Raw genomic sequence first — 16,435 nt, forward strand, 5'->3', positions numbered from 1 at the left:
CGGGCTGCAGCTGCCAGGAGGCGCCGCCGTCGGAGGAGTGCAGGATCGTCCCGTTCGCGCCGACGGCCCAGCCGTTGGCGTCATCGGCGAAGGAAATGCCAAAGATCGTGTTCGCCGTCGGTGTATCGGGCTGCGTCCAGGTGCGTCCCGAGTCGGCCGAGACCAGGATCGTTCCCCAGTAGCCCCCGGCCCAGGCGCGCGTACCGCGCGCAGTCACCGCATAGAGATTGGCCTCGGGAAGCTTCCAGGTATCGAATCGCGCCGGATCCAGCGCCGCGCTCACGCTCACGGCGGCGATCAGGCCGAGCACGAGCGCCAACGCGGCGGCCCGCGATGGGTTGCCAGTCGATCGACGCCAGTTCATCGCACCCCCTGAAGATCCGACCGCACGGATGCCGCCTATCATGTAAAGGACTGTCGGAGGGGTCAACCGGGAGACAGTGACCGCTGTCGAGCGCGCAAGAATCGGCGACATCTCCTTGAAAGCAAGCGATCCAGCGCGCATCATTGCTCGCTGGAGTCCAAGCCATCGCAAGACTCGTAGTGGAGGGAGGTCCGATGCGACGATCACGTTGGGTGTATGCGTTTGCGGTCTTGGTCGCGCTCGGAAGCGCGCCGATCGCATCTGCCGAGGTAACCGCCCCCACGACGATCAGCTCCGCGAACGCGCAGCTGGCACAGGGCCTGATTCCCGACGAGCTGATTCCCTACGTCGTCGAGGGCAACACGGACTTGAGCATCACCGTCGCGAACCCCGGCACCTACACACCGCACCCGGCGTATGTGAAGGCGACCGTCGACAACGCCTGCAAGGCGAAGCTCGATGCGAAAGGCTTCCTGGTGAACTACGTCGCCGGTCAGCCGTTCCCATACTCCGAGTGGGCGAAGGAGGCGACCGGCCACAAGTGCGACCTGACGCCGGACGATCCGCAGTTCGCGCTCAAGCTGGCCTGGAACGTCAACTTTCGCTGGCAGGGTGGATCGGGGCTGAACCTTCCGCACTGGGGCTTCAGCAACATGCGCAACAAGGGAAAGGAAGTCTGGCGCATCGCCCAGGGCGAGTACCGCCGCACCTACTTCTCGCACCGCGCGGACCTGCTGCCGGCGACGACCCAGCTCGTCGAGGGCACCGACATCGAGTGGGCCGAGTTCTTCGACGTGAAGACGCCGTTCGATCTGCGCGGAACGATGTTCCTGCTCTACCGCTACGACGTGGAGAACAAGGAAGACGACACTTGGGCGTACATTCCGGCGCTGCGCCGCGTGCGCCGCATCGCAGCCACGCAGAAGTCGGACTCGCTTCTCGGCACCGAGTTCACGCTCGAGGACTTCTACATCTTCGCGGGCTACGTGTGGGACCACCAGTGGGAGTTCAAGGGTGAATCGACGAAGCTCGGCGTGATCAACTCCAAGCGCTCCTGCTTCCCCAGCGTGATCCCCGGCGCGACGGCTTCCGGCGGCGCGGACAGGATGGTGCGGCTGGGCACCGACGACGAGTGGTACAGCTGCAAGTTCGCCCCGTACAACGCGCTGCCGTTCGCGGGCGAGACCTTCGAGAAGCGCACCGCGTTCCAGCTCGACGACATCCCGCGCCAGAAGGGCCACCCGTACAGCCGCAAGATGATCTGGTACGACAAAGAAACGATGATGCCGCTGTACTCGATGGCGTACGATCGCGCTGGCAAGCCGTACCGGATCATCGGCAGCGTGTTCAAGTGGAGCGAGGACAGCCCGGTGCCCGAGAACAAGGGCCGCAACTCGCTGAACTACTCGCACATCATGGTCGTGAACGTGCAGAACGGGAACTCGCACACCGGCCAGTTCGACAACGCGAACGCGAAGGAGTTCGATGCCGCCTCGAGCCGCAAGTACTACGACACCACGCGGCTGAAGACCCTGGGGCGGTAGCGCCGGGTTCCGATCGAGACTCTGCGCGGCCCGCTGCGACCCACGTCGCAGCGGGCCGCAGCTATTTCGGAGCCGGCGTCGGCTTCTCGACGTCGATGCGCAGCTCGCGCTGGCGCGCGCGCCGCTGTTCGCGGGCGCGCTGGATCTCGCCGGCGAGCTCCACCTCGATCGCGCGGGTGCGGAGCAGCTCGCGCAGGCGCGAGACCTCGAGCTCGACCTCGCGCTGCTGCCCGGCGGTCGGCTCGTAGAAGACGGAGCGCTCCACGACCTGGGTTCCTCCGCCGATCCCGATCGCGGTGACGCGCAGGAGGTTGCGACCGCGCACCAGCGACACGAAGCCGTCGAAGCTCCCGTCGGCGAGCAGGCGAATCGCGCGCCCGGGCTGACCGGACGTCTGATTCAGGAGCTGCACATCGGCGACCTCGGAGAGTTCCACCGCAGGCAGATGGAACAGCACCTCTCCGGGGCGCTCGATCTCGGTGAGCGTGCCCTGCGACACGCGCGAGACCAGATCGAGCACGTCTCGGCCGCGCACGGCCTCTGGCCCGAGCGCGAAGCTGTGGATGCGCACCTCCTTCTCGCCCGCGCCGCGCGCGGCCGCGATCGCCGAGCGACCGGGGTTGGGCTCGGGAGGGGGAAGGGTCGGATAGCCGTCGGAGAGGAACAGGATGCTGCGCTTGCGACCCGCCTTGCCGTCCGCGGGCGCGTCGAGAAGCGCCGCGCGCGCGAGGTCCAGCGCTGCGGCGTAATTCGTGCCCCCGTACCAGCCGTGACGGCCGTCGAGCCGATCGAGCGCCGCCTCCACCTCGGGGCGGGTCGCGACCAACGGCGCTGCGAACTCGGCCCGGTCACCGAACGCGATCAGCGCCACGCGCGTCCGCTCCGGGTTCAGAAGCTTCAGCAGCCGCCGCACCGCGGCGATCTCCGCGGCCGCGATCGTGTCCCCGGGATCGTCGCAGAGAAGCTCCGGCGACGCGGCTCCCCAGTAGTCCTCGCGAATCTCCGGGCTCGCCTTTCCGACCACCCCGTTCTCGTTCACGTCGACGCCGGAGCGCAGGCGGGTGCTGGCCGAGAGATCGATCACGATCGCCACGTCGTGGTAGTGGAGGCGCCCGGCGCCGGTGGAGCCGTCGACCTCGATCATCGCGACCGGGAGCCGCTGCACGATCGCATCGGCCGGCTTTCGCAGATCGATCCAGACCTGCTCGTCGCCCGCGGCCGACGACTGCGCGAACGCGCGGCCAGCGACGAGCGCGCCGATCAGAAACTGCGCCAGAATGAGACGCGTCGGAAGCATGGCGGGATTCCTCGCTCAGCCTGGGAGGCGCGTACTATACGCAACGCAGTGATCCCACCAAACGCCGCGCGGCTCCTGGCCGCAGCACTTCTGCTTCTGCCGTGGCCGGCTCCCGCGCAATCCGCCGCGGATCCACTCGCCGAGGCGCAGGCCTGCGCCAAGCGCAATCTGCCCCATACGACGCTCGAGTTCCGCGCGACCTTCACGAAGGTCGACCGGGTCGGCGGCGAGCGCGCAAGCCGCGCGAAGGTGCTCGGCAAGAAGCTCGCCGACGGGCTGCAGCGCGCGGTGCTGCGCTTCGACCGGCCGACGGACATCCGCGGGACGGCGATGCTCATGATCGAGAATCCGAGCGGGCCGAGCGAGTTCTACGTGTTCGCGCCCGGCGAGCGGCGCGTGCGGCGGATCTCGGGCCGGAGCTCCGGGGGGCTCTTCGGCACCGACTTCTCCTACGACAACTTCGAGAACTGGCGCGGCTTCTCCAAACGCAACAAGGCGGAGCTCCTGCCCGACGCGGTCGAGGCCGATCGGGCCGTCTACGTGCTCGCGGGCGCGCCCGCGCCCGAGGACGGATCGAGCTACGAGCGCGTCGTGAGCTACGTCGACCGCGAGACCTGCGTCGTGCTGCGCGTCGACTCCTACGAGCCGGGCGCGAAGCTGCGCAAGATCCTGCGCGCGGACCCGAAGACGGTCGAGAAGAGCGGAGACCTCGCGATCGCGCGCGCGCTGGAGCTCGAGGACCTGATCGACGGTACTCGCACGCGAGTCGCGATCGAATCGATCCGGCTCGACGCAGATCTCCCCGATCGGCTGTTCCGGCAGACCGACCTGGCCTCCGGGAGCTAGGGATCCGCTAGGGCCGGGCTCGAACCGGGTTCTCTTCGTCGAAGTGGAACGCGACGAGCTCCTGCTCGATCGACATCCAGAACCCCTGCGAGTTGTTACGCGAGACGCTTCGGATCAGCCCGACGCCGCGCGCGTAGAAGTCCTCGTAGCTGTGCAACGGCCGGTCGGTGTCCCAATCCGGATCCCACTGCTGGCTTCGCACGACGATCACGTCGTCGAAGCTTCCCGCGGGCACACGCACGCGACCTGCGGACGCGACTTCGGCCGTCCAGGTCTGTCCGGCGCCGCCGGAGCCGCGGAAGACCTCGGTGCGGTCGCTCCAGGTCTGGCCGGGCGCGGGTTCGACGGGGAGGAACGACATGCCCTCTCCGCCGAAGACGCTGACCTGGCCGTCCGGCTCGAGCGCGACCGCAGCGATCCGAGTCAGGTATCCGTCGCAGACGCGATAGCCGACCAGGCCGGCGGGCTCGAGCCCGTAGATTCGGCCGGACAGCTGCTCCTCCATCAGGAACAGGCGCTGGTCCGAGCCGCGAATCGCGTGCTCGCCGCGCGCGGTCACCTCCATGCGCGTGCGCCGCGCGAAGAGCCCCGCGCGGATCTCGTAGCTCCAGTGCCCGCCGCTGCGGAGCGGGAAGTACTCGCGCGACGCCAGGCCCGGCGCGCGCTGCACCGGATCGCTCGCGCAGCTCCACAAACCGAGCGTGCAGAGCACGACCAGAGACAGGGCGACGCGGCGAGCGATCATCCGCCCCAGATCCTAGCCGCTTGCCCCGAACGGAGCGCGTGTCAGTCTATGGCGATGCTCGGCCGGCTCGCACTCTCGGCGTTCGCCCTCGTCGTTTGCGCCTGCGCATCGCCCGCGGACATGGCCAAGGACGAGCTCGGGAGCGGCAAGTGCGCAGACCAGGCGGAGCAGCGCTGCGAGCGCGACCTCGCCGGATCCGACCGCCTCGCCTGCCTGAAGCGCGAGATCTACCTGTGCGAGGAGCTCGAGAAGGCGAACGCACCTTGAGCAGGCGCGCAGCCACGGGCTTCTAGGGCTCGACCTTCTCGCCCTGCTCTTCCAGCAGCTCGCAGCGATACTTCTCGCGCTTGACGCAGGTCGACAGGTCCGCGGAGCCGAGGTTCTCCTTGCAGAACGCTTCGGCCTGGCGCGAGCAAGGCGTTTCCGGCTCTGTCGCGAGTGGCGTGAAGTCGCCGCCGCGGAACGAGCAGCCCGCGGTCAGCGCGACCGCGCCGAGAAGCAGAGCGGAGCGAATCACTCGTCGAGTCTCCGTGAGCCGAAGCGGCGCGAGTAGACCTCTGTGAACTCCGCGCCGATGAACAGGAGCTGCGCCGAATAGTAGACCCAGAGCAGCACCAGCACGAGCGAACCCGCCGCTCCATACACCGACGCGACGCCCGCGCGGCCGAGATAGATGCCGATGGCCGACTTCCCGACCGTGAACAGCAGCGCGGTCACGAGAGCGCCGAGCCAGACGTCGCGCCACTCGATGCGAGCATCGGGCAGAAGCTTGAAGATCATCGCGAAGAGCGCCGTGACGATCATGAACGAGACCGCGGGGGTCGTGAGTGACAGGACCTCCGACGGGACCGTCAGGTACAGGTCGATGATGTCGTGCAGACCCGAGATCAGCGCCGAGATCGCAAGCGAGAGCAGAAGCAGGAGCCCGATCGCGAGAATCATCGAGAAGCTCGCCGCGCGTCGTTGCAGCTGGCCCTTCACGCCCGTCCGGCGCACCGTGGTCGCGCCCCAGATCAGATTCAGCGATCCCTGCAGCTGACCGAACACCCCCGACGCGCCGAAGAACATCGTCACCAGGCTGATCGCCGTGGCGACCAGACCCGAGGACGGCTTGCTCGCGCGCTCGATCATGCTCTCGATCAGCTCGGCGCCGGCGGGCCCGACGGCGCCCTGGATCTGCGCCACGAGCTCGCCCTGCGCGGCGGCGCGGCCGAAGACGAGACCCGCGATCGCGAGCACGAGCACGAGCAGCGGCGCCAGCGAGAAGATCGTGTAGTACGCGAGCGCCGCGCCGAGCGTGAGCGCGTCGTCGTCGGACCACTCCTTGGCGACCTCGCGCAGGAACGCCGTGATCGTGGCGAGATTCATCGCGGGTTCAGTACCGCCGCCTGCGGCGGGGCGATCCGAGCAGCGCGCCGAGCACGCCTCGCGTGAAAGCCGTCGCGACGCTGCGCGCGAGCGGGGAGTTCAGGACGGCGGAGAGAGAGCTGCCGCCTTCGCGCGCCGCGCCGCGCGCGGGCGGCTCGGCGTCGCGGCTCGCCGGAGCTTCCGCAGCGCTCTTCCGGGTCAGCTTCTCGTGCGCGCTCTCGCGATCGACGGCGTCGCGGTACTTCCGCACCTGGGGCGTCGCGAGCAGCGCCGCTCGCTCGGCTTCGGCTAGCACGCCCATGCGCGATGCGGGCGGAATCAGGCGCGTCGCGAACGGCTGCGTCGGCGCGCCGCTCGCGGCGAGCGCGCTGATCAGCGCCTCGCCCGTGCCGAGCGTCGTCAGCGTCTCTTCGATGTCGTAGAACTCGGTCTTCGGAAACGTCCGCGCGGCGGCTCGAAGCGCCTTGTCGTCGTCGGGCGTGAACGCGCGGAGCGCGTGCTGCACGCGCGTCCCGAGCTGCCCGAGGATCTCGGCGGGCACGTCCTTGGGATTCTGCGTCACGAAGAAGATGCCCACCCCCTTGGAGCGGATCAGGCGCACCACCTGTCCGACCTGGTCCAGGAACGCGGTGCTCGCGCTTCGGAACAGCAGGTGCGCCTCGTCGAAGAAGAACACGAGCTTGGGCTTGGCCGGATCACCCACCTCGGGCAGCTCCGCGAAGAGCCGCGCGAGCAGCCACATCATGAAGGTCGAAAACAGCGCGGGCTTGTCCTGCACGTCCTGCAGGTCGAGCACGCTCACGATGCCGCGACCGTCGGACGTCGTGCGCAGCAGATCGTCGAGGTCGAGCTCCGGCTCGCCGAAGAACGCCAGCGCCCCCTGCTGCTCGAGCTCGACCATCTCCCGCAGCAGCACACCCACGGTCGACTTCGACATCCCGCCGAGCCCGGCCAGCTCCTCCGCTCCCGCGCCGGTGAGGTGCTGCAGGACCGTGCGCAGATCCGCGAAGTCGAGCAGCTCGAGCCCGCGGTCGTCGCAGTACTTGAAGACGAGCGAGAGCACGCTCGTCTGCGTCTGGTTCAGGTCGAGCACCTTCGCGAGCAGGAGCGGCCCGAACGACGAGACCGTCGCGCGCACCTGCGCCCCCGATCGGCCGGTGAGCGAGAGCAGCTCGACCGGGCAGGCCGCCGCCTGCCAATCGAAGCCGGTCTCTCTTGCGCGGGCGACCACGCGCTCGTTCGCATCGCCCGGAGCCGCGATCCCCGCCAGATCTCCCTTCAGGTCCGCGAGGAACACCGGCACGCCCGCGCGCGAGAGCTGCTCCGCGACGAGCTGCAGCGTCTTGGTCTTGCCCGTGCCGGTGGCGCCCGCGACCAGCCCGTGTCGATTCAGGATCGACAGAGGCACGCGCACCAGCGGCTCGGGGTGCGCTTCGCCGCCCGAGAGCGGCGCGCCGAGCACGATCGCCGCATCCACGGCGGGAAAGCTGGCGCGCGCGGCCGAGATCAGCTTCGCATCCATCGAGTGCCCTCCCCTCCGCCTAGAAGCCGTAGCCGAGCCCGAGGATGACCGAGAGGTCCTGGCGCTTCTTGTCGTCGGCCGGGCTCGAGTCCCAGATCCAGATCACCTTGGACTCGCCGAAGAAGCCGCCGAAGAGCTTGTAGCGAAAACCGGTGCGGGTCTCGATGAGCTGATCGTGGCTGTTCTCCAGGCTCGGATACGAAGCGCCGTGGTGGAAGAATGCGACGTCGCCGTAGAAGGCCCAGTCCAGGTTCCACGCCACGCGCGCCGCGATGTAGTCGACGCTCTCGGTGTCGTCGGAGTAGTTCTCGCTCACCCACGTGGGGCCGGCTTCGAGATTGAGCTTCAGCTCGTCGGTTTCGAAGAACTGATAGCCGAGACCGACGCCGCTCACGAGCCGGAGGTCCAGGTTGGCGACGCCGTCCTTCTCGCCGCGCCCCTTCGCGTACAGGTACCACTTCGGATGGAAGAACAGATCGTACTGAAGGCCCATGAACATCTGTCGCTTGGTCGTGCTGGTTTCGCCGGTGTCGTCGTCCTTGGTCTGCTCCGAAGCGTAGCCAGCGCCGAACGTGATGCGGTCCGACTCCGCGCGGCGCACGGCGTCGAAGGCGGCGGTGCCGGCGGTTCGAGTGGTGTTGCCGCGGTCGAAGATCGCGCCCGCGACGGCCGCGCCCTTCCACTGCACCGGCTCGGGGTTCAGCTTCACGGCATTCGCGAGCGGGATCGTCTGCGCGGCGATCGATCCACTGCCGGAAGTGCGAACCGCCCCGGTCTCCGCGATGCCCACCCGGTCGACGATCACCGACTGATCGGCGAGGACGATCGTCACCGGCTCGTCGCTCGAGAAGGTGGCGACTTCGGTCCAGGCGATCTCGAGCTTTCCGGCGAGCTTCGAGTCGAAGGAGAGCTTGCCGTCCGAGAGACCGAGCACCTTTCCGCTCAGCCGGTCCCCGTTCGTGAACTGGACCTCGTCCGCGTTCGCCGCAGCCGACGCGCAAGCGAGGATCGAGAGCACGAGCAGCCGTTTCACGCTGTTTCTCCTCTCGGAGCCGAGGGTGAGGTCAGGAGTCCGACTCGACCATCGCGGCGGCGATCGGAACTTCCGCGCTCCCGAACGGGCCGGGGAATCCGGTGAGGTCGCGCGTCGCGGGATTCGCGTAGAACACCAGCGCCGCAAGCGACTTCACTCCCTTGAAGACGTCGCGGAGCAGATCGATCCGCGAGCGCATCAGCGCGTCGAGCACCCGGTCCTGCCCATCACCCGCGAGCGCCGTGAACGGCCGGAGCTTGGGGACCAGCGGCCAGGGCGCCCATTCGAGCAACGCGAGCGCCGCTTCGACGGTGTCGCCGAGCGCGGGATTGCGGGCGACGAAGGCATCGGCCGCGAGCGCCGGATCGATCTCGCCGCTGCGGATCAGCTCGGCGCCGCGAGGACCGACGATTCGCGTGGCCGCCGCGTTGAACACCGCGTACGCGCGCGGCGAGAACAGCTGTAGCTCCACCGTCGGCGCGACCGCCTCGCCACACGCGACCGGGAGCAGGCCGAACGCCGCGGCGGCGCCGGTCAGACGAAGGAAGGCCCGCCGGTCCAGACTCGCCAGATCGCGCGCGATCTCGCTCTCGGCGCTCGTCATACGATTCCCGCGGCGACGCGAAGCGCGTTCGCCATGATCGTGACCTGGGGATTCACGCCGGTGTTGCTCGGAAGCGCCGAGGCGTCGCTCACCCAGAGTCCCTTCACGCCGCGCACCCGCCCGGCTTCGTCGCAGCAGCTCGTGGTCGGATCGGATCCCATCACCGCGCCACCGAAGAGATGGACCGCGTAGATCAGCGAGGTATCCCGCGTCGAGAGCGCTCGGGACTCGAGCGCGTCCAGCTCGCTCTCGGCCGTCACCGGCGCGAGGTCGTTCACGGGCAGGAAGACCTGCTCGGCGCCCGAGGCCAGGTACGCGCGGGCGAGCGCGATCATTCCCGTTCGCGCGCGGTCCAGATCCCCGCGCTCGAACGGGTAGGTGATCCGCGTCCGACGGTCTCCGTCGAGCTCGAGCCGGCCGCGCGTCCGATCGCGAAGCACGACGACGGCTCGCGCCAGGAACGGCAGCGACTCCATCGGCCCCGCCAGCGCCGACCCGAAGCCCGGAAGCGAGCTCGCGGTCGACAGGGGCAGCGCCGCGACGTTCTCGAGCATCAGGCCCGGGCCGCGCCGGCCATTCACGTCCGAGAACTCGGTGATCGCATACGACATCGTCGGCCCGTAGTAGGCGTGAACCGGATCCGCGAAGCGCGCCGCGACGTACACGCTGGAGTGGAACTGCAAACCCGTTCCGGCGTTCGCGCCGAGCGCGCTCGCGAGCAGGAGCGCTGGCGTCTCGAGCACGCCCGCGGCGAGGATCACGCGCGGCGTCTCGACGCGAAGCGTTCCGTTCGGCGAGCCGGTCGCCGGATCGAGCGCCTCGGCCACGACGGCGCGAACCTGCCCCGAGTCGGCCTCGATCCGCGTGACGCGCGCGCTCGCGATGACGCGCGCGCCGGCTCGCTCGGCGCGCGGCACCCAGGTGAGCAGCGAGGACTGCTTCGCGCCGGTCGGGCAGCCCAGATTGCACAGGCCCAGATTCGCGCAGTCCCGCACGTTCCGCGCCATCGGCTGCCCCGCCCAGCCCAGACGCTTCGCGCCGCGCTCGAGCGCGCGCGCGTTCTTGTTGGTGTGCGCGAGATCGGTGGGTGCGGCGCCGATCTCCGAAAGGACCGTCGCCACGAGCTCCGCGTACGCCGCCTCGCCGAACGAGGCGAGCCCGTGCTCGCGAACCCACTGCTCGATCACCTCCGCGGGCGTAGGCCAGCAGAGCGCGTCGTTCACGACGGTCGAGCCGCCGACGCAGGCGCCGGCGTACAGCTCGTGCCCGCTGTCTCCGGCGCGGCTCGCCTTCAGGAGCTTTCCGACCATCTCGGACTCGACGCCGTTGAAGTCCCGCGTCTCGTAGCGAGGCCCGGCCTCGAGCACGATCACGTCGAGCCCCGCCTTGGCCAGCGCCGCGGCCGCGGGCGCGCCGCCAGCTCCGCTGCCGATCACCACCGCGTCCGCGACGAGCTCCCGATCCACGCCCCTATCTTATAGGGAACGCGGCTTCGATCGGGCGCGCTCTGCTACGCTCGCGGCGTGCGCTTCGAGCCGACGTCGCTTCCCGAAGTGATCCTGATCGAGCCGCGCGTCCACCGCGACGCGCGCGGATTCTTTCTCGAGAGCTATCACGCGCAGCGTTTCGCCGACGGCGGAATCAGCGCGCGCTTCGTGCAGGACAATCACTCCCTCTCCGCGCGGGGAACCCTGCGCGGCCTGCACATGCAGCGCCACTTCGCGCAGGGGAAGCTGATCCGCTGCACGCAAGGGAAGATCTTCGACGTCGCGGTGGACGCACGCCCGGGCTCTGCGAGCTTCGGGCGCTGGGTGGGCGAGACCCTCTCTGCGAGGAACTTCCGGCAGCTCTGGGTTCCGCCGGGCTTCCTGCACGGCTTCTGCGTCGTCTCGAAGACGGCGCAGGTCGAGTACAAGTGCACGGAGCTGTACCACCCCGAGGACGAGATCGGCGTGATCTGGAACGACCCCGCGATCGGCGTCCGCTGGCCGGTCGCCGCCCCTCTGCTCTCCGCGAAGGACGCGGCGCTTCCGCGCCTGTCCGAGATCGAGCCCCGGCTCCGCTAGGATGCTCGGGGAGCTCACGCTCACGACGATCCGAGAAGCGCGCCGGCGGATCCACCCGTGGGTGCTGCGCACGCCGGTCCTGCACCACCGGCTCGATGCGGCCTGCGAGCTGCTGCTGAAGCCCGAGTCGCTGCAGAGCACGGGAGCCTTCAAGCTCCGAGGCGCGTTCAACCTGATGCTGACCCTGCCGAAGGGCTGCGCGGGCGTGGTCGCGCACTCCTCCGGAAATCACGCGCAGGCGGTGGCTCGTGCGGCGAACCTGCTCGGACTTCGCGCCGTGATCGTGATGCCCGCCGACGCGCCGGAGCCGAAGCGCGCGCGCACGTCGGCCGACGGCGCCGAGCTCATGCTGGTCGGACCCGACAGCGAAGAGCGCGCGCTTCGCGCCGACGAGATCGCGCGAAGCGAGGGTCTGGTCCCGGTTCCCCCGTACGACCACCCGCTCATCGCCGCCGGCCAGGGAACCGCCGCGCTCGAGCTGCTCGAGGATGCGGACGTGCTCGACCGCTTCTACGCGCCCGTCTCCGGCGGCGGGCTGATGGCGGGATGCGCGGTCGCGATCCACGCGCTCTCGCCCGCGACCGAGATCGTCGCGGTCGAGCCTGCCGACGCAAACGACACGAAGCTGTCGCTCGCGGCGGGCGAGCGGCGCAGTGTGCCGCCGCCGCGCACGATCGCCGACGGCCTGCGCGTGCGCAGCCCGGGGGAGCTGACCTTTCCGGTGCTGCAGCGGCACGTCGCGCGCGTCGAGCTGGTGAGCGACGAAGAGCTGCTCGACGCGATGGCCTTCGCGCTGCGCGAGCTGCGGCTGGTGCTCGAGCCCTCTGGCGCGGCCTCGCTCGCGGTCGCGCTCCGCGAGGGCCGCGGGCGCTCGGGCGTGCTGCTCTCCGGCGGAAACCCGCAGCCCGAGCACCTGGAGCTCGCCGCGCGCCGAGCCGCGCTCACATCGGATCGCGAGCGCGTGCGATCATCGCGGCCATGAACACGAAACGATCCCAGCCCGGCGTCCTTTCGAAACCGCCCGCGGTCGCGCGCTCGGTTGCGTTCCGGATCGTGCCCGACACCGATCTGCGTCGAGCGATCGAATCGCTTCGCGACGGCTTCGAGATCGGCTGGGGAGTCGCGGGCATCGGCGAGCCGCTCGTGCGCGCGCTCGGCGCCGAGATTCCTGGGCTGCGTCCCTTCCCCGCGCTCGCGGGGCCGGGCGCCGCCACGCCGTCGACGCAGGGTGCGCTCTGGTTCCTGCTGCGCGGCGAGGAGCGCGGCGCGCTCTTCGACTCGACTCGAGCCATCGCGGAGCTTCTCGGCGCGGCGTTCGCGCTCGACGACGCGCTCGACACGTTCACCTATGCGGGCGGTCGCGACCTGACCGGCTACGAGGACGGGACCGAGAACCCGCAGGGCGACGCCGCAGCGGAGGCGGCGCTGGCCTCGGGCGAGGCGGGCCTCTCGGGCTCGAGCTTCGTCGCGGTCCAGCGCTGGGTGCACGATCTCGTGCGCTTCCGGCGGCACCCGCAGGCGCGCCGCGACGCGATCATCGGCCGACGGCTCGACACGAACGACGAGATCGCCGACGCCCCCGACTCGGCGCACGTGAAGCGGAGCGCACAGGAGAGCTACGACCCGCCCGCGTTCATGGTGCGCTGCTCGATGCCCTGGGCTTCGGCGCACGAGCACGGGCTCGAGTTCATCGCGTTCGGCGAGAGCCTGGACCGCTACGAGCGCGTGCTGCGCAGAATGATGGGGCTCGACGACGGAATCGTGGACGCGCTGTTCTCGTTCTCGCGCCCGATTCGCGGTGGCTACTACTGGTGCCCGCCGATCGCGGGCGCGCGCCTCGACCTGTCGCGCCTCACGACTCGACGATGAGCACGGCGCCCTGGCTCGGCGCCAGCTCGAGCTTGGCCGCGTCGCTCGGGAGTGGCTCGCCCCGGTGCGTGCGCAGACCGCCCGATACGCGCGCGGTCGCGAGCCCGGCCGCGCGCGGCTCCGCGCCGAAGTTCAGCGCGACGATCGCGCGCGAGTCCCCGCAGCTTCGCTCCCAGGCGAGCACGCCGTCGGGCGCCGGGAGCGGTCGGAAGCTTCCCCGCTCGAGCGCCGGCGTCGCGCGCCGCAGCTCGATGAGATCGCGGTACAGCCAGAGCAGTGAGTCCCGGTCTTCGCGCAGCGCCGCCGCGTTTCGCTTCGCGACGTCGGCGCCGATCGGAAGCCAGGGCTCCCCGCGGGTGAAGCCAGCGCCGCGCTCGGCGCTCCAGTGCATCGGCGTCCGCTCCGGGTCCCGCGACAGACTCGGGTGGAGCGTGAGCGCGAGCGGATCGCGCATCTGCTCGCGCGGAACCTCGACGTTGCGCATGCCGATCTCCTCTCCGTAGTAGAGGAAGGGCGTTCCGCGCAGCGTGAGCAAGAGCATGGCCGCGACGCGCGCCCGCTCGTCGCCGAGCACGGGGTCGTCGTAGCGCGTGGCGTGACGGGGCACGTCGTGGTTGGAGAGCACCGCGTCGGGCCAGCCCTCGACCGGAACGAGCGCGTCGAAGGCCGAGATCTCGCGCGCGAAGTCCGCCGCGCTCCAGGGCGAGCGCAGGAACGAGAAGTTGAACGCGAGATGGAGCTCGTCGCCTCGCCCGTAGTAGCCCGCGACCTGCGACGGATCCATGATGTAGACCTCGCCGACGGCCATGCGCTCCTCGTACCCGTCGAGCACGGCGCGAATCCCGCGCAGGAACGCGTGCACGTCGGCGTGGTTCTCGTCGTGGTCGTGTTGCTGTCCGCCGTAGCCCGGTCCGGGGGTCGAACTCGGCGGGTTGTCGCGAAGCAGCGGATCCTTCGCGATGCGGTGGATCACGTCGATCCGGAATCCGTCCACGCCGCGGTCGAGCCAGAAGCGCAGCGTCCCGTGCATCGCCGCGACGACCTCGGGATTGCGCCAGTCGAGATCCGGCTGCTCGACCAGGAAGGAGTGCAGGTAGTACTGACCCGTCCCCGGATCGAGCTTCCAGGCCGGCCCGCCGAAGATGCTCACCCACTGATTCGGCGGCCCTCCGTCACTGGCCGGATCGCGCCAGACGTACCAGTCGCGCTTGGCGCTCGTCCGGCTCGAGCGTGACTCGATGAACCAGGCGTGCCGATCCGAGGTGTGATTCGGAACCCAATCGAGAATCACGCGGATGCCGCGCGAGTGAGCCGCCTCGAGCAGCCGATCGAAGTCGGAGAGCGTACCGAAGACCGGATCGATCGCGCAGTAGTCCGAGACGTCGTAGCCGAAGTCCGCCATCGGAGAGGGGAAGATCGGCGAGAGCCAGATCGCGTCGACGCCGAGCCAGGCCAGGTGGTCCAGGCGCGCGCGGATGCCGTCCAGATCTCCCACCCCGTCGCCGTTCGAGTCCATGAACGAGCGGGGGTAGATCTGGTACACCACGCCGTGTTTCCACCAGAGCCTCAAGCGGGGCGCCTCGAGCCGGTCCGCGGCTAGCGGCTGATCGCGTCGCGGATACGGCTGGCGAACGAGACCGCGGCGGAGCGGGCCTCGCCGATCAGTGTCTCGGCGCGGTGCTTCAGCTCGTCCCACGAGGTCTCCGCCGCCGCGGAGGCCTTCTTGAGCGAGGCCGCGATCTCGCGGCCCTTGGCATTGATCGCGTCGAGCTGCTCGCGGCCCTCCTTGCGCAGTGCGGCGATCTTGCGCCGCGCGTCGGCCTCGATCTCGCGTTCGGCGTTGCCCAGGCTCTTCTGGAGCTCCGCGATGGTCTTGCCGAGGGTCTTCAGGCCCTGCTGGATCTCGAAGTGCGCGGCCCGCTCCTCGGCCGACTTCGGCGCCGGGGGCTTCCTGGCGGCGCTCGTGGCCTTCTTGCGGGCGGTTCCCTTCCTGGCGGCCATGCGTGTCTCCTTGAGATCAGGTTCCCGAGTCACCGTATAACTCGGACGGCGCCCGTGACGCCACGTGTTTCTGCGTCCCGGCCAGGAAGACCGGCGGGCGCGGCCCGGCTCAGAGCTCGGCGATCCGGATCGAGCCGCCCGAGCTGCGCACGACCAGCCTCGGCCCGCCAATGCCGAGCGACCCGACGACGTGGCGCCTCGAGGGCTCACGGCGCCGGTCGAGCTCGAGCTCGAGCTCGATCTCGCCGCCGCTCGACTTCGCGTCGATCTCGGCGTTTGCGTCCTCCCGGACCAGGATCTCGATCGAGCCCCCGGAGCCCTTGATCTCGCCCTCGGGGTCGCCGAGGAAGACGACGGAGACCGAGCCCCCGCTCGAGCGCAGGTCCACGGCGCCGTCCACGCCGTCGATGTGCAGCTCTCCACCCGAGGTGCGAGCCGCGACGTCGCCGAAGACGTCGCGGAGGGCGATGTTCCCGCCGGAGCTCTTGACCCGCACGTCGCCATCGACGTGCAGGATCTCGAGATCGCCGCCCGAGCTCGACAGGTCGATCGGACCGATCGTGCGACTCACGCTCGCGTCGCCGCCGCTCGTCGAGAGCGACACATCCCCGCCGATCCCGTCGACGCGCACGTCGCCGCCGCTCGAACGCAGCGCCAGCGAATAGCGGGTCGGCACCCAGATCCGCACGCGAACATCGACCCCCCCGAGCAGGCCGCCGAGCCAGCCGTCCACGCGCGCCTCGAAGCGCACATCGTTCCCGGATGGCTCGAGCAGGAACCGGACCTGCTCCGCGCGCCGCCCGCGGGCCTCCGCCTCGACCCGGACCTCGTCGGCCTCGTGCGAGCGAACGTCGACCGTCCCGCGCGAGGAGCGCACGAAGAGGGTTCCGCCCGGCTCCACGGGCAGTGACTCCTCGAGCCAGGCGTTGGCGTCGATCGGCTCCGTCACGGCGTCTTCTCCAGGTTCCATCATCCCACCTCCCGGATAGCAAGGAGGGTGCCGACCGGGGGGGGCGCCCAGACCGCGTCCCCGCCCGTCCGGGCGCCGCGGGCTTCCTGCAGGTGTCCGCCTCGATTTGCGCCGTCGGGGGGGGGGGGGGGGGGGGGCGGGGGGGTGGGGGGGCCCCCCGCGGCCGGGGCGGGGGGGCGGCCGCGCGCGGGCGGCGCGGGGGCCGC

18 protein-coding genes and 1 pseudogene are annotated in these 16,435 nt (G+C 70.0%); 6 read left to right on the plus strand and 13 right to left on the minus strand.

Annotated elements, in window-relative coordinates:
• The coding region (locus FJ108_14965; protein ID MBM4337182.1) for a hypothetical protein at positions 1-625 on the minus strand (625 nt) is incomplete at its 3' end.
• Between FJ108_14965 and FJ108_14970 the strand changes: the two genes are divergently transcribed.
• Entirely contained in the window at positions 559-1,908 is a 1,350-nt protein-coding gene (locus tag FJ108_14970) for an outer membrane lipoprotein-sorting protein (protein ID MBM4337183.1), read from the plus strand. The two genes, FJ108_14965 and FJ108_14970, sit on opposite strands and share 67 nt — an antisense overlap.
• Positions 1,909-1,969: 61 nt before the next feature.
• Here FJ108_14970 and FJ108_14975 read toward each other — a convergent pair whose 3' ends face one another.
• Positions 1,970-3,205, minus strand: a complete 1,236-nt coding sequence (locus FJ108_14975) for a VWA domain-containing protein (GenBank protein MBM4337184.1) — start codon at positions 3,203-3,205, stop codon at positions 1,970-1,972.
• Between FJ108_14975 and FJ108_14980 the strand changes: the two genes are divergently transcribed.
• Positions 2,858-4,051 carry an outer membrane lipoprotein-sorting protein gene (locus FJ108_14980; GenBank protein MBM4337185.1) on the plus strand — a complete coding sequence of 398 codons (1,194 nt, stop codon included), beginning with the start codon at positions 2,858-2,860 and terminating at the stop codon, positions 4,049-4,051. The two genes, FJ108_14975 and FJ108_14980, sit on opposite strands and share 348 nt — an antisense overlap.
• 7 nt (positions 4,052-4,058) lie before the next feature.
• On the opposite strand, the gene FJ108_14985 is transcribed toward FJ108_14980, so the two are convergent.
• Positions 4,059-4,796, minus strand: coding sequence for a hypothetical protein (locus FJ108_14985; GenBank protein MBM4337186.1), 738 nt, complete (start codon positions 4,794-4,796; stop codon positions 4,059-4,061).
• A 48-nt stretch (positions 4,797-4,844) separates the two neighbouring features.
• Here FJ108_14985 and FJ108_14990 point away from each other — a divergent pair, with 48 nt between their 5' ends.
• Positions 4,845-5,063, plus strand: coding sequence for a hypothetical protein (locus tag FJ108_14990; GenBank protein ID MBM4337187.1), 219 nt, complete (start codon positions 4,845-4,847; stop codon positions 5,061-5,063).
• A 22-nt stretch (positions 5,064-5,085) separates the two neighbouring features.
• On the opposite strand, the gene FJ108_14995 is transcribed toward FJ108_14990, so the two are convergent.
• From FJ108_14995 to FJ108_15020, 6 genes are read right to left on the minus strand one after another with little or no spacing between them, the layout of a single operon-like run.
• Positions 5,086-5,313 carry a hypothetical protein gene (locus tag FJ108_14995; GenBank protein MBM4337188.1) on the minus strand — a complete coding sequence of 76 codons (228 nt, stop codon included), beginning with the start codon at positions 5,311-5,313 and terminating at the stop codon, positions 5,086-5,088.
• Positions 5,310-6,164 carry a YihY/virulence factor BrkB family protein gene (locus tag FJ108_15000; protein MBM4337189.1) on the minus strand — a complete coding sequence of 285 codons (855 nt, stop codon included), beginning with the start codon at positions 6,162-6,164 and terminating at the stop codon, positions 5,310-5,312. Before FJ108_15000 ends, FJ108_14995 begins: the two co-directional genes overlap by 4 nt.
• Positions 6,165-6,171: 7 nt before the next feature.
• Complete coding sequence (locus FJ108_15005) at positions 6,172-7,686, minus strand: DUF853 family protein (GenBank protein MBM4337190.1); 1,515 nt, start codon at positions 7,684-7,686, stop codon at positions 6,172-6,174.
• Between the two features lie 19 nt (positions 7,687-7,705).
• Entirely contained in the window at positions 7,706-8,866 is a 1,161-nt protein-coding gene (locus FJ108_15010) for a DUF481 domain-containing protein (GenBank protein MBM4337191.1), read from the minus strand.
• Positions 8,751-9,323 (minus strand): hypothetical protein, encoded by a 573-nt coding sequence (locus FJ108_15015; GenBank protein MBM4337192.1) that lies wholly within the window; start codon positions 9,321-9,323, stop codon positions 8,751-8,753. Before FJ108_15015 ends, FJ108_15010 begins: the two co-directional genes overlap by 116 nt.
• Positions 9,320-10,789 (minus strand): FAD-binding protein, encoded by a 1,470-nt coding sequence (locus FJ108_15020; protein MBM4337193.1) that lies wholly within the window; start codon positions 10,787-10,789, stop codon positions 9,320-9,322. The genes FJ108_15015 and FJ108_15020 overlap by 4 nt, the downstream gene beginning before the upstream one ends.
• 57 nt (positions 10,790-10,846) lie before the next feature.
• On the opposite strand from FJ108_15020, the gene rfbC reads away from it, so the two are divergent.
• The 3 genes from rfbC to FJ108_15035 are packed head-to-tail and all read left to right on the plus strand — an operon-like array spanning position 10,847 to position 13,258.
• On the plus strand, positions 10,847-11,389 hold the full coding sequence (gene rfbC / locus FJ108_15025; protein MBM4337194.1) for a dTDP-4-dehydrorhamnose 3,5-epimerase: 543 nt from the start codon (positions 10,847-10,849) through the stop codon (positions 11,387-11,389).
• Position 11,390: 1 nt separating this feature from the next.
• Entirely contained in the window at positions 11,391-12,371 is a 981-nt protein-coding gene (locus FJ108_15030) for a threonine/serine dehydratase (protein MBM4337195.1), read from the plus strand.
• Entirely contained in the window at positions 12,368-13,258 is an 891-nt protein-coding gene (locus tag FJ108_15035; GenBank protein ID MBM4337196.1) for a Dyp-type peroxidase, read from the plus strand. Before FJ108_15030 ends, FJ108_15035 begins: the two co-directional genes overlap by 4 nt.
• Here FJ108_15035 and FJ108_15040 read toward each other — a convergent pair.
• The 4 genes and pseudogenes from FJ108_15040 to FJ108_15055 all read right to left on the minus strand — a co-directional run bounded on the left by FJ108_15040 (position 13,242) and on the right by FJ108_15055 (position 16,435).
• Positions 13,242-14,774 (minus strand): DUF3459 domain-containing protein, encoded by a 1,533-nt coding sequence (locus FJ108_15040; GenBank protein MBM4337197.1) that lies wholly within the window; start codon positions 14,772-14,774, stop codon positions 13,242-13,244. The two genes, FJ108_15035 and FJ108_15040, sit on opposite strands and share 17 nt — an antisense overlap.
• An 80-nt stretch (positions 14,775-14,854) precedes the next feature.
• Positions 14,855-15,259, minus strand: a complete 405-nt coding sequence (locus tag FJ108_15045; GenBank protein ID MBM4337198.1) for a hypothetical protein — start codon at positions 15,257-15,259, stop codon at positions 14,855-14,857.
• Positions 15,260-15,368: 109 nt separating this feature from the next.
• Positions 15,369-16,232: a DUF4097 domain-containing protein gene (locus FJ108_15050; GenBank protein ID MBM4337199.1), complete on the minus strand. Its 864-nt coding sequence runs from the start codon at positions 16,230-16,232 to the stop codon at positions 15,369-15,371.
• Positions 16,233-16,348: 116 nt separating this feature from the next.
• A pseudogene (locus FJ108_15055) lies at positions 16,349-16,435 on the minus strand (RNA-binding protein).

This window comes from Deltaproteobacteria bacterium, assembly GCA_016875225.1.
In the GTDB taxonomy this organism is placed as follows: Bacteria; Myxococcota_A; UBA9160; order SZUA-336; family SZUA-336; genus VGRW01.